This window comes from Mesorhizobium sp. WSM4807 (assembly GCF_055811615.1).
In genome coordinates this window covers 17,215-30,338 of record NZ_JBVVQY010000042.1, presented here as the reverse complement: position 1 = coordinate 30,338, position 13,124 = coordinate 17,215, and the positions used below count along the sequence as shown (strand labels likewise).

At 61.4% G+C, this 13,124-nt stretch carries 10 protein-coding genes; 4 read left to right on the top strand and 6 right to left on the bottom strand.

Annotated features, from left to right (window positions below):
* Positions 1 to 125: 125 nt before the first annotated feature.
* Both AC0L3N_RS30990 and AC0L3N_RS30985 read right to left on the bottom strand, forming a co-directional pair.
* Positions 126 to 1,796 (bottom strand): peptide ABC transporter substrate-binding protein, encoded by a 1,671-nt coding sequence (locus AC0L3N_RS30990; RefSeq protein WP_123145910.1) that lies wholly within the window; start codon positions 1,794 to 1,796, stop codon positions 126 to 128.
* 38 nt (positions 1,797 to 1,834) lie between these two features.
* Positions 1,835 to 3,499 (bottom strand): ABC transporter ATP-binding protein, encoded by a 1,665-nt coding sequence (locus AC0L3N_RS30985; RefSeq protein WP_473551385.1) that lies wholly within the window; start codon positions 3,497 to 3,499, stop codon positions 1,835 to 1,837.
* A gap of 678 nt (positions 3,500 to 4,177) precedes the next feature.
* Here AC0L3N_RS30985 and AC0L3N_RS30980 point away from each other — a divergent pair.
* From AC0L3N_RS30980 to AC0L3N_RS30970, 3 genes are all read left to right on the top strand, one after another.
* The gene (locus AC0L3N_RS30980; RefSeq protein WP_473551394.1) at positions 4,178 to 5,503 is read left to right on the top strand and encodes an NAD(P)/FAD-dependent oxidoreductase; all 1,326 of its coding nucleotides are present in this window, start codon (positions 4,178 to 4,180) and stop codon (positions 5,501 to 5,503) included.
* 86 nt (positions 5,504 to 5,589) lie between these two features.
* Positions 5,590 to 6,663: a tartrate dehydrogenase gene (locus AC0L3N_RS30975; RefSeq protein ID WP_473551384.1), complete on the top strand. Its 1,074-nt coding sequence runs from the start codon at positions 5,590 to 5,592 to the stop codon at positions 6,661 to 6,663.
* Positions 6,664 to 6,673: 10 nt separating this feature from the next.
* On the top strand, positions 6,674 to 7,150 hold the full coding sequence (locus AC0L3N_RS30970; RefSeq protein WP_123145906.1) for an Lrp/AsnC family transcriptional regulator: 477 nt from the start codon (positions 6,674 to 6,676) through the stop codon (positions 7,148 to 7,150).
* A gap of 40 nt (positions 7,151 to 7,190) precedes the next feature.
* On the opposite strand, the gene AC0L3N_RS30965 is transcribed toward AC0L3N_RS30970, so the two are convergent.
* Entirely contained in the window at positions 7,191 to 8,567 is a 1,377-nt protein-coding gene (locus AC0L3N_RS30965; RefSeq protein WP_473551382.1) for an aminotransferase class III-fold pyridoxal phosphate-dependent enzyme, read from the bottom strand.
* 13 nt (positions 8,568 to 8,580) lie between these two features.
* On the bottom strand, positions 8,581 to 9,423 hold the full coding sequence (locus tag AC0L3N_RS30960) for a GNAT family N-acetyltransferase (protein ID WP_473551381.1): 843 nt from the start codon (positions 9,421 to 9,423) through the stop codon (positions 8,581 to 8,583).
* A 321-nt stretch (positions 9,424 to 9,744) separates the two neighbouring features.
* On the opposite strand from AC0L3N_RS30960, the gene AC0L3N_RS30955 reads away from it, so the two are divergent.
* Positions 9,745 to 10,434, top strand: a complete 690-nt coding sequence (locus tag AC0L3N_RS30955; RefSeq protein ID WP_473551380.1) for a haloacid dehalogenase type II — start codon at positions 9,745 to 9,747, stop codon at positions 10,432 to 10,434.
* A gap of 111 nt (positions 10,435 to 10,545) precedes the next feature.
* Here AC0L3N_RS30955 and AC0L3N_RS30950 read toward each other — a convergent pair whose 3' ends face one another.
* Positions 10,546 to 12,021 carry an NAD-dependent succinate-semialdehyde dehydrogenase gene (locus AC0L3N_RS30950; protein ID WP_473551378.1) on the bottom strand — a complete coding sequence of 492 codons (1,476 nt, stop codon included), beginning with the start codon at positions 12,019 to 12,021 and terminating at the stop codon, positions 10,546 to 10,548.
* A gap of 20 nt (positions 12,022 to 12,041) precedes the next feature.
* On the bottom strand, positions 12,042 to 13,085 hold the full coding sequence (locus tag AC0L3N_RS30945; protein WP_473551377.1) for a tartrate dehydrogenase: 1,044 nt from the start codon (positions 13,083 to 13,085) through the stop codon (positions 12,042 to 12,044).
* Positions 13,086 to 13,124 lie beyond the last annotated feature (39 nt).

Below are 13,124 nucleotides of genomic sequence, written 5' to 3'. Positions count from 1 at the left end.
AACCTGCCCCTGTTGGTGGGTTTTTTCTCGGGTTTTCTCAAAAACCCCGCTATTTAATCTCACCCTTTTTAAACCCCGGCGTTCCCCCCCCCCCCCCCCCGGGGGGGGCCCGCGGCGTATGTATATCAGCCCTTCCAATACCATCCGGCGGCATGCCAGGATGCGACGCGGGTGTTGGAATTTGCCTCGAAACCCTCCAGTCCTTCCTTGCGGCCGAACACGTTGGTGGAGGCAAACAGAGGCAGGAACGGCAGATCCTGACGGACGATTTCCTGCACACGCAGATAAATGGCGCGACGCTGTTCCCGATCGAAGGTGCGGGCGCCCTTCTCGAGCAGCGCATCGACCTCCGGGTTGGAGTATTGGCCTGTGTTCGAGCCCTTTCCGCCCTTCGCGACGATCGCCTTGGTGTGCAGGCGGTTGAAAACGTCGGGGTCGCCCGCGATGACATTGGTTACACCGGAGATGGCTGACTCGAACTGCGATTTGAGCCAGAAATCGCCCCACATGACGGCGGCCGGCAGGTTCGAGATGGTCATCTCCACCCCGATCTCGGCGAATGTCTGCTGCAGGAACTGCTGCGTCTGCTCGCGCAAATGGTTGCCGGAAGTGGTGGAGTTGGCGAACGACAGACGCACCCCGTCCTTCACCCGTATTCCATCGGCTCCGGGTACCCAGCCGGCCTCGTCGAGGATCTGGCCCGCGCGCTCGATGTTGAACTCCTGGGCCGGCAGGTTCGGATTGTAGTAGTAGGAACTCTGCGGCATGAACGTCTCGGTGGGGGCGTGGACCCCGTAATAAATTGCTTCGAGGATCGCTTTCCTATCGATTGCGGCGTAGAGCGCCTGGCGGACCGCCGGGTCCTTGAATTGCGGCTTCTCAAGATTGAGATAGATCGACTCGACCGATGCCCCGGGCTCCAGCTTGACCACACGATCCGATAGTTTGCTGGCTTCCGCGTAGTGGTCGGCGGTTATGAATGCCTGGTCGACAAGATCGATGTCGCCGCTCTTGAACTGGGTGTAGAGCACCGTCATGTCGGGGACGTATTTGAAGACGAGCCGCTCCAAATAGGGGCCCTCCCCGACATAATCCGCGTTCGCGACGAGTTCGATATGGTCGCCGGCAACGCGCTGCGCCCACTTGAATGCGCCAGTGCCGACAGGCGCCTGATTGAAGGCGGCGGCGTTGGGGTCGGCCTCTTTTTCGAGGATGTGCTTGGGAACCATGAAGGTCTCGGCGAGAAACGACAGGTAGGGGGCGAAAGCCTCCTCCATCCGCCAGGTCAGCTCGGTCGGCGAGACCACCTCGATATCGCGCACCAGCGAATGGCCGGCCGTGCGCCACGCACGGAATTTCGGATTGGTGATGAGCTCAAGAGTGAATTTCACGTCTTCGGCCGTGAAGGGCTTGCCGTCGTGCCAGCGGACATCGTCACGCAGTCGGATGCGCCACTTAAGACCGTCCTCTGAAATGTCGCCGTTTTTCTGGCTTGGCACTTCGACCGCAAGATTGGGCTGAAGAACGCCTTTGGGATCCATGCGGAAGAGCGCATCGAAAAGCGAGAAATGCACAGCGTCGTCGACCTCGATATGCGGCATCAACGGATTGAACACGGTGGGTTCCTGCGAGAGACCGACGACGACGCGACCGGTTGGGCTCGCTGGCGGGGTCTGGGCGAAGGCGGGCTTGCCCAACAGATTGGGCGCAATGAGGCCTGCCGCCCCGCCTATCGCCATCAATCGCAGTGCATCGCGCCGCGAGTAGTTTGATTTGGTGTTTGAGCGTTCAGTCATTGGAATTCCCCTTGTTCTGGCGGTATCCGCCGTGGCTCTTACCCATTTGCTGCAACCGGACGGGTAGATCCCGGCTGCTCTCCAGGAATCGCCGCCACCAGCTCACGTGTGTAGGCTGATTGCGGGTCGAGGAAGATTTGCGAGGGAGGACCGCGTTCCACGATCCGCCCTTTCTGCATCACCGCGATTTCGTCGCAGATCTGGCTGGCGACGCGCAGGTCGTGGGTGATGAAGATCATCGACACGCCGGTTTCCCGCTGGATCTGGTCGAGCAGCTGCAGGATCTGGGCCTGGATCGACACGTCGAGCGCCGACACAGCTTCATCGGCGATCAGCAGCTTCGGCTTGAACATCAGTGCCCGAGCGATGCCGATGCGCTGGCGCTGCCCACCGGAAAATTCATGCGGAAAGCGGCCAAAGGCGCCGGCATCGAGTCCGACATGGGCCAGGAGCGCCTTCGCCTCATCACGCGCCTGGGCATAGGGCGTCCCGTGCGCGACTGGGCCAACGGTTAGGATGTGGCCGATCGTCGAGCGCGGGTTGAGCGAGGCGAAGGGATCCTGGAAGATCATCTGGACCCGCGGCCGCAGCGGGCGGAATTCGGCTTCGGAAAGCTTGGCGATGTCGCGGCCCTCGAACAGGATCCCGCCGCCGTCGCTGTCCAGCAGCTTGATCAAAAGCCGACCAAGCGACGATTTTCCGGAACCGCTTTCGCCCACAACGCCCAGCGTGCGCCCGGGCGCCAGATCGAACGAGACCTCGTTGACCGCGGGCACGACGCGCTGCGAGCCGAACAGGGAACTGCCGGTGCGGTAGGTCTTCACCAGGCCTTCGACCTTCAGGATCGGCGCTTTGTCGGCCGTCTCCAGAGGAACGCGGTCCTCACCGGTCAGGTGCGGGACGGCTGCGATAAGGCGCCGGGTGTAGGGATGGCCGGGCGACTTCAGGACCTGTTGAGCGCTACCCTGTTCTACGATGTGGCCCTTCTCCATCACGACGACGCTGTCTGCGATCTCGGCCACCACCCCGAAGTCATGGGTGATGAACATGACGCTCATTCCCTTGCGGCGCTGAATGTCGCGGATCAGCTCCAGAATCTGTGCCTGTGTGGTCACGTCGAGCGCGGTCGTCGGTTCATCCGCGATCAGGATCGTGGGCTCGAGTGCCAGCGACATGGCGATCATCACCCGCTGCCGCTGCCCGCCGGAGAGGCGGAACGGATACTGGTGGTACATGAGTTTCGGGTCCGGCAGTCCCACCTCAGTCAGCAACTCGACAGCGCGGCCGCGACGGGATTTCGGAGTGCCGACGCCATGCGCCGCCATAACCTCATCGATCTGCGCACCCACGGTCATCAACGGATTGAGCGCCGACAGCGGGTCCTGAAAGATCATCGACACGACCCGGCCGCGCAGGCTGCGCAGCTTGTCCTGCGGCATGCCTACGATGTTCATCCCATCGAGGTGGATGGCGCCTGAGGAGACGCGGATCACCTTGGGCAGTAGCCCCATGATGGCATTGGCGGTGACCGACTTGCCGGATCCGGACTCGCCAATGACGCACAGAATCTGGCCGCGTTTCAGATCAAACGAGATGTTCTCGACGGCATAAGTCCGTTCCATGCCCTGCGGCAAATTCACCGTGAGGTCGCGCACCGAAAGCGCCACATCGTGGGGGGCTACAGGCTGGATGCTTGCGACCATTGCGATCATCTCCCGTTTGAACCGAGCGGGTCCACGCTGTTGCGGACCACATCATCGCGCTTTGAGCAGAAGCGCCTCACCATAGCATCCGTCGTCTGGTCATCTCGGCGCTTCGAGCGCTGAGGCTGCGAGAGACTGATTCTGCTCATCTTGGCGGCTCCCTTGATGAAATTCGGTCCGTGTACCGGACACTGTTCCCTTTTCTTGGAGAACTCTCCGAAGGCGTAAGCCCTGCTATCGGAAGTCCTCTGGAGCTTGCCCGCTATAAGGAAGGGTTGCTCCGTTCTTTCAGCCAGTTTGACTGTTCTGTATCCGCATAGTCGTCGAAATTTGGCCCTCGGGCGGCAGGAACTTCTGAAAAGAACGTCAGGTTCGGCATTTCACTCTGCTCCCGTTCCGGCGGGATCAGACAACCAGGTCCTTCGTCCGCTAATTTGTGCGCGACAGGCCTTGTGTCACTGCGCGCCGCGTCCCGAAAAGCCCATGCCGCAGATCACGCGACTGGATGAATCGTACTCCTGCTTGCCCCTGCGAGGTTGGGGCCAGCGAGCGCTTTTTCGGCAACAATTGCCTGTTCTATGGGCTGCAAACCGCAGGAAATTCCGTCCAGGCATGAACTCCGCAGCCTGCCTCTGCGGGCCGCAGGTTACGATGCTTCAAATTACCGGAGTCCCGTCCATGCCCGCACCGCTCATTCACATCGATTCCAGCCCATCCCTGCCTCGCGAGGCGGACGTCGTCGTCATCGGCGGTGGCGTGGTAGGCGTATTCACGGCCTATTATCTCGCACGTCGCGGCGTCAGCGTTGCCCTGCTGGAGAAGGGGCGCGTTGCCGCCGAACAGTCCAGCCGCAACTGGGGCTGGTGCCGGCAGCAGAACCGTGACGCGCGCGAGTTGCCGATGGCAACCAAGAGCCTCGATCTCTGGGAAAAAGTGGCGCAGGAGACTGGCGAAGACACCGGCTTTCGCCGCTGCGGCCTGCTCTATCTCTCGCAGGACGAAAACGAGTTGGCAGGCTGGGCAAAGTGGCGCGATTTCGCAAGGACGGTTGGCGTGACGACGCATGTGCTGAGCGCGGAAGAAGCCACCGAACGGGGCAAGGCGACCGGCCGCAAATGGAAAGGCGGCGTGTTCTCGCCAACTGACGGAACGGCGGATCCATCAAAGGCGGTGCCGGTTGCCGCGCGCGGCATCATGGCGGCCGGCGGCACCGTACATCAGAATTGCGCGGCGCGCGGGCTGGAGTTGAGCGCCGGCCGGGTCAGCGGCGTCGTTACAGAAGCGGGAACCATCCGGACAACGACCGTGGTCATGGCCGGAGGCGCGTGGGCTTCTTCCTTCTGCAACCAGCTTGGTATTCGTTTCCCGCAAGCTGCCGTGCGTCAATCCATTCTAGCCGTAGCGCCGGGCGCAGAAGGCCTGCCGGATGCCCTGCATACCGCGCGCGTCTCGCTGACGCGGCGCGGCAACGGTGGATACGCGCTGGCGATCAGCGGGCGGGCGCGAGTCGATCCAACGCCGCAGCAGCTCAGGTTCAGCCGCGAGTTCGTGCCCATGTTCGCCCGCCGCTGGCGCAGTCTGGCCCCGGGAGCGTTCGAGGGCTGGCGTCAAGGTCATGAAAGCCTGAGGAAATGGGTACTTGACGACGTGACACCAATGGAACGGAATCGGATTCTCGACCCCAAACCTGACATGAGGCAGATTCGGCTGACATATCAAAGAGCCTGCGAATTACTGCCCGAACTCAAGCGCACCGCGATTTCTCATGCTTGGGCGGGCTATGTCGACAGCACGCCCGATGGCATCCCGGCAGTCGGTGAAATCGATGGGATTCCGGGCTTCATCCTGGCGGCGGGATTCAGCGGCCACGGCTTCGGGATTGGCCCCGGCGCCGGGCATATGATCGCCGACATCATCACCGGCAGCGAGCCGATCGTCGATCCGCGTCCTTATAGGCCGGAGCGTCTGAAGACCGCTGCGTGGGGCAAGGTCGCTGAATTCTGAGAAGACCGATTTGCCAACGTCCAACCGGTCGCACATGAGATTGAGGCCGCGAGGCGGCCAGCACTGAAAACAATGGGGAAGTGACGATGCGCGAATATGAGATTGCCGCCATTCCCGCCGACGGGATCGGCCCAGAGGTCATTGCCGCCGGTCTCCAGGCGCTTGAGACACTTGAAGAGCGCTGCGGCGACTTCAAGCTGCGCGTCCAGCACTTCGACTGGGGCTCAGACTACTACAAGGCCCATGGTCGGATGATGCCCGAGGACGGTGTGACGCAACTGAAGCGTTTCGACGCTATCTTCTTTGGCGCGGTCGGTGCTCCCGATGTGCCCGACGACATCACGCTCTGGGGCCTCCGGCTGCCGATTTGCCAAGGCTTTGATCAATACGCGAACGTGCGGCCGACAAGGATATTGCCCGGTATTGTTTCGCCGCTGGCGGGCGTTGGCCCTGGCGATCTGGATTGGGTGATCGTGCGGGAGAATTCCGAGGGCGAGTATTCGGGCCACGGCGGCCGCGCCCATCGCGGCTTTCCCGAGGAAGTCGGAACCGAGGTCGCGATCTTCACGCGCGTCGGCGTCACCCGCATCATGCGCTATGCATTCCGGCTGGCACAGTCACGGCCGCGAAAGCTCCTGACAGTTGTTACGAAATCCAACGCGCAGCGTCACGGCATGGTAATGTGGGACGAAATCGCCGCCGAGGTGGCACGGGAATTCCCGGACGTCACGTGGGACAAGATGCTGGTTGATGCTATGACGACGCGTATGACGCTGAAACCACGGAGCCTCGATACGATCGTCGCCACCAATCTTCACGCCGACATATTGTCGGACCTTGCAGGCGCGCTCGCGGGCAGTCTCGGCGTTGCACCGACCGCCAATATTGATCCCGAGCGGCGCTATCCCTCGATGTTCGAGCCTATCCACGGCTCGGCGTTCGACATTGCCGGCAAAGGTATCGCCAACCCTGTCGCCACCTTCTGGACCGCCGCCCAGATGCTCGACCATCTGGGCGAAAGCGAAGCGGCCGACCGGCTGATGCGCGCTGTGGAATCGGTGACAAGGGAAGGCGTGGTGACGCCGGACGTTGGTGGCACCGCGACCACGCAGGAAGTAACGGACGCCGTTTGCCGGACGATCCGCGGTTCGAACGTGTGACAGGTTTCTGATGAAGCTCGACAAGATCGACATCAAAATTCTCTCCGAGCTGCAAAAGAACGGGCGCATATCCAACGTCGAGCTTGCCGAGCTGGTGTATCTGTCACCGAGCCCCTGCCTGATGCGGGTCAAGAAGCTTCAGGCGGAAGGCTTCATCACCGGTTATTCCGCCCAGATCGACGTCTCCAAGCTCGGGCAGACGTTGACGGTCTTCACCGAGATCACGCTCAGGAACCATCGGCAGAACGACTTCGCGCGGTTTCTTGCCACCGTCGAGAAGATCGATTCCGTCATCGAATGCCATCTTGTTTCAGGCGGCTACGACTACCTGGTGAAGTTTGTCACAGCGGGAATCACCGAATACCAGACGGTCATGGAGCGCCTTGTCGAAATGGACATCGGCATCGACAAATATTTCAGCTTCGTCGTGCTGAAATCCCCTATCGTGAAATCTCACCTGCCGCTCGACGCCATATTCGGCAGATGAGGAAGAGGCTGCCCCGCGCATGCGGCGGCAGTCTGGACGATCATATTTTCATTGCTGCCCGCACGTCCTTGTCTTCGAGGGTTTGGTCCAGCGTCATCCGCGTGCGTTCGAGGATTCCATCGATATCGTCCTCCGTGCAGCAGAGCGGCGGCGCATAGCCCAGGATGCCGCTGTTGAAGGCGCGGATGATGAGGCCGTTCGCCCATGCGCGATCGAAAATACGGCGACCCGGATCGGCTGCCGCCGGCAGCGGCGTCTTGCGCTCCTTGTCAGTGACCAACTCGACCGCGGCCAGCATGCCGCGACCGCGAATATCGCCAACCAGCGGGTGGTCGGCGAGCGAGCGAAGGCCTTCCATCAAGCGCTTCCCGGCCTTCCGCCCGTTCTCGAGCAAGCCCTCTTCGTAGAGACGCAGGCATTCCACCCCCACCGCCGCGCTCACGGGATGGGCTGAATAGGTGTAGCCATGGCCGACAGGCGCTTTGCCGGCTCCGTCCGCGATCGTATTGTAGACATGGTCCGACATGAAGACTGCGCCCATCGGCACGTAGCCCGAGGTCAGTCCCTTCGCCGTGGTTATGAAATCTGGCACCACATCGTCATCTTCACAGGCGAAGAGCGGACCGGTGCGGCCAAAGGCAGTGATGACTTCGTCGGCAACGAACAGGATGTCGTGTTCCTTGCACACGGCGTGCAGGGCCTTCAGCCAGCCTGTCGGTGGAACGAGGACACCGCCCGAACCCTGAATGGGTTCGGCGTAGAAGGCCGCAACGCGGTTCGCGCCGAGTTCCGCGATCTTGGCGCGCAGGGCCGCGACCGATGCATCGATAATCGTCTGCGGATCGGAACCGACCGGATTGCGATAGGCGTAATGCGAGGGAATCTTGTGCTGCCAGTCGTAAGGCACGCCGAAGCCCGCATGGAAAGCGGGGATCGCGGTCAGACCGGACCCTGCCGTCGAGGATCCGTGGTAGCCATACTCGACCGAGATGAACTGGTCCTTTTGCGGCGTACCCTTGGCATGGTAGTAGTAGCGAATGAAGCGGATCGTGCTGTCGACTGCGTCGGAACCGCCCAGCGTGAAATAGACATGGTTCAGATCGCCGGGCGCCAGTTCGGCAAGTCTGGCAGCAAGACGAATGGCGGGCTCGGACCCCAGCCCGAAATATCCCGTCGCATAGGGAAGCTCTCTTAGCTGCTTGGCCGCTGCCTCGACGACGCTTTCCTGCCCGTATCCGATGTTTACACACCATAGACCTGCGAATCCGTCCAGCAGCGTTTTCCCGCTTGCATCGGTCACCATCGCGCCCTTGGCGGATTTGAGCACCCGCACACCGGTTTCCTCGTGGCTCCGATAGCATGAAAACGGGTGAACCAGATGCGCGCGATCGAGTTCGATCAGTGAGTTTGCCAACATTTCTTCCTCCGATTTAACCGAGTGCCTGACTGACCAACGCATATGTGCGGTGATGCGCGGGCTTGCTTTCTTTGTGCGTGGCCATGGAGCGTCGCATCGTGATCCCACCGCCGACGTGCGCGAGCCCGCGCCCGGTGAGCCATTCAGCAAGATCCGTTGAAACGTCGGTATCGACACGGACGAACTTGCCCTGATGATGGGCGAGCAGAAAGTCGATCAGGGCTTTGGCCTCGGTACCGTTTCTCGCCACCACCGGCCCAATGACCAGTCCCCGGCCGAATGGCCGGATGGCGGAAAAGGCCTGGGTATCGCCTTCATCGCGAATGACAGCGAACTTCGCGCGCTCGCGAAGCAGCTTCATCAGCGCCGAACGGTCATGGCCAAATGCCTCGCGATCCAGCACCCCGAGGCGGGCAAGATCGCCGCTCTCGGCCCAGGATACACGGGCCGGCGCGGAAACAGGCAATGCCTCGCCCTGATGCTGTACGATCTCGCCAGTCGTGACGAAGCCCAGCTTCTCATAGAGCGGCAGACCTTCCCGTGTCGCCGCCAGGCAACAGATGCGCTCACCCGCCTTGGCAAGCGCCTCTTCCATCATCTTTCGGCCGAGCCCGCGGCCGCGCATGGCCGCATCGACGATGACCATATTGATGGCGGCGGCATCGTCGCCGTAGGGGGTCATCATGATGGTCGCCACCACGCGTTCTTCTTCCAGAGCGACGATCCCCCGGCTGACCGACTGGACCAGTTCCCAATCCTCGCGGCGATGCGGCCATTTAACTTGGCGAGACAACTCGACAGCACCTTCCAGGTGCCCCGGTGTCATCTCTTCAAGGATGATCTGTTGTGTGGTCATGATGAATTTCCGGCCTTCGTCTTCAGGTGCTTACGGTAGACCACCAAAGACAGCAGTTCCTCCCGACCGGCGGCCATGCGCCACGCGTTTTCACTATCCTTCGCCGCTCGCGCCGCATCTTCTGCCGAGGCATGGCCGACAGGCCGCGCTGCTCCCAAAGCTCGAAAGGACACCTGGCGCAACTCTCTGCCAAACCGGCGACGCAATACGAAACGATCTGCTTCAGGTCGCGGCGAATGCGGCCGTTAGTCTTCCAGATCTCCGACTATGGTGATTGCGGTACAGGCACGCTGTGCCGAGAAAACCAGGAGGATGGTCGCCATGTCGACGTTCAGACCGAAATACATCACCTTCGACTGCTACGGCACGCTCACCAATTTTGATATGGCCGGTGCCGCGAGGCGCGTCTACGGCGAGCGCCTCTCCCCAGAGGCAATGGCCAGCTTCGTGGAGGCTTTTAGAGGCTATCGCCTTGACGAGGTGCTGGGGCCATGGAAACCCTTCCTCGAGGTGGTGCAGAATTCCATCGAACGCAGCTGCAAGCGCATCGGTATCCAGTTCAAACCCGAAGACGCCCAACGCATCTATGACGAAGTGCCAACCTGGGGTCCGCACCCCGACGTCCCGGCTGGCCTGTCCAGAGTGGCCAAGGAAATCCCACTGGTGATCCTGTCCAACTCCATGAACTGCCTGATCATGTCGAATGTGGAAAAGCTCGGCGCGCCCTTTCACACCGTCATCACCGCCGAAGAGGTTGGCGCCTATAAGCCGCTGATGAAGGGCTTTGAATACATGCTCGACAAGCTCGGCTGCGGCCCGGAGGACATCACTCATGTGTCGTCCTCATTCCGCTACGATCTCATGACCGCCTATGATCTCGGTATCAAGAGCAAGGTGTGGGTGAATCGCGGCCACGAGCCCGCGAACCCGTTCTACGAATATACCGAGATAAAGGATATTGGCGGGCTGGCCGCCGCCGTCGGCCTGGATCCCGTTCGGGAAGTTGCTTGAGGCTGGCGGGCCTCCGGCCATCGCGGCATCCGAAGTATCGAAGTGAGAAAGGGGCGGTTCGACCGCCCCTTTCTCATTGCTGGTCTCGCTCTTGAGATTCCGGAAAAGCCTCTAATTCAACCCGCCGACGTGAAGCGTCTTGACCTCCAGATATTCCTCAATCCCCAGCTGCGATCCTTCGCGCCCCAGCCCCGACTGCTTCACACCGCCGAACGGCGCGACCTCTGTCGAGATCAGACCGGTATTGAGTCCGACCATGCCGAACTCCAGCGCCTCGGCGACACGCCACGATCGTTTGAGGTTTTCCGTGTAGAAATAGGCGGCAAGGCCGAAGGGTGTTCCATTGGCGATCGCGATGGCTTCCTCCTCGGTTTCAAAACGGAACAACGGCGCAACGGGCCCGAACGTCTCTTCCGACGCCAGCAGCATTTCGGTCGTGGCGTCGCCGAGCAGAATAGGCCGGGCGTATTGCTTGCCTTCCGGCACTGCTTCGCTCCGGGCAATTATCCGGGCGCCTTTCTCCAAAGCATCGGCGACATGCCGCTCGATCTTCTCGATGGCGGCACCATTGATCATCGGCCCGATGACGACGCCTTCCTCTGTACCGGCGCCAACCTTCATCTCTGCAACTCGGCTGGCGAGCTTGGCAGCAAACGCCTCATAGATGCCGGCCTGCACGAGAATGCGGTTGGCACAGACGCAGGTCTGGCCACCATTGCGAAATTTGGAGTTTACCGCCCCTTCGACAGCGAGATCGAGATCTGCGTCATCGAACACGATGAAAGGCGCGTTCCCGCCGAGCTCGAGGCTGAGCCTTTTGATGCCGTCGGCGGCGCCCTTCATCAGAAGCGCGCCGACGCGGGTTGAACCTGTGAAGGAGATCTTGCGCACAGTTTCGTTGGCCATCAGCTCTTTGCCGATCTCCGCCGGCATGCCGGTTACGATGTTGACAACGCCTGCCGGGATGCCCGCTCGCTCCGCCAGGACGCCGAGCGCGAGCGCCGAAAATGGTGTGAACTCGGACGGCTTGATCACCACCGTGCAGCCGGCAGCCAGTGCGGGGGCGACTTTGCGCGTGATCATCGCGTTGGGGAAATTCCACGGGGTGATGACGGCGCAGACGCCGACTGCTTCCTTGAGAACCAGAATGCGGCGATCGGCAGTGGGTGACGGAATGGTCGCGCCACCGATCCGGCGCGCCTCCTCCGCAAACCATTTCACGAACGACGCGCCGTAGCGGATCTCCGCGAGCGCCTCGGCAAGCGGCTTACCCTGTTCCAGAGTCAGCAGAAGCGCCAAATCCTGTTCATGCCGGCGAATGAGGTCGTGCCAGCGTTCCAGCAGTCCCCCGCGCTCGGCATGAGTCTTCTTCTTCCAACTCCTGAACGCCTCGGCCGCAGCGCCGATCGCGGCCCTGGTCTCGTCGCCCCCCATGTCGGGAACGGTGCCGAGAACATTCAGGCTGGCAGGGTTGGTGACCTCGGCGACGGCCTTTGTGTCCGCGTCCCGCCACACACCGCCAATCAACGCCTGCTGGCGGAACAGGTCCGTATCGTTAAAGGTGCCAATCTTCGTGATCGCATTCATGGTCTTTTTCCTCTGCCCTTTCAGCTCAATGCCGCAAGCACGGCTCGCGTGATTGTTTCAGTCCGGTCCTTGCCTGCGATCGTGCCTATGCCCTGCGCGGTTACGGACTCGATCGCCGACATCACTTCGGCCGCAGCATGCCGCTCGCCCAGATGCTCCAGCATCATCGCACCGGACCAGATCGCGGCGATCGGATTGGCGACGCCGAGATGCGCGATATCGGGTGCCGAACCATGGACAGGCTCGAACATGGAAGGTGCGCTGCGATCGGGATTGATATTGGCAGAGGCGGCATAACCCAGCCCGCCCTGGATGGCCGCTCCGATATCGGTGAGGATGTCGCCAAACAGATTCGAGGCGACGATTACGTCGAGACTTTCAGGCGCCAGCACCATGCGGGCAGCCATGGCGTCGATGTGGTAGTGCGAGACCTCTACATCGGGATAGTCCTTCGCTATCTCGCGCGTCACCTCATCCCAGAAAACCATGGAATGTTTCTGCGCGTTCGATTTGGTCACGGATGCGAGCTTCTTGCGGCGCGCCCGCGCCTGTTCGAAACCGAAACGCATGATCCGTTCGACACCCGCACGCGTGAAGATTGCTGTCTCAATCGCGACCTCATTGGCTGTGCCGGAATGAACGCGCCCGCCGGCACCGGAATATTCGCCTTCCGTATTCTCGCGTATGCACAGGATGTCGAAACCATCGGATCGGAGGGGCCCCTGAACGCCCGGCAACAGCCTGTGCGGTCGTATGTTGGCGTACTGCGTGAACCCTTTCCGGATCGGCAGGAGCAGTCCGTGAAGCGATACTGAGTCGGGCACTTCGGCGGGCCACCCCACAGCACCGAGATAGATCGCATCGAATTTCCGCAGTATCTCGATGCCGTCTGGCGGCATCATTGCGCCGGTTTCCAGGTGATAGGCGCACGACCATGGGAAGCTTGTGCCATCAAGGGCGAAACCGCCCCGTTTTGCCGCCGTCTGCAGCACCTGCCATGCCGCCCCAGTCGCGTCTTTGCCGATGCCGTCGCCGGGGATGAGCGCTATCTTGTAGGTCGTCATTTGATGGAGGTCCTCATCCGGCACTAGCGTTTCATCGGA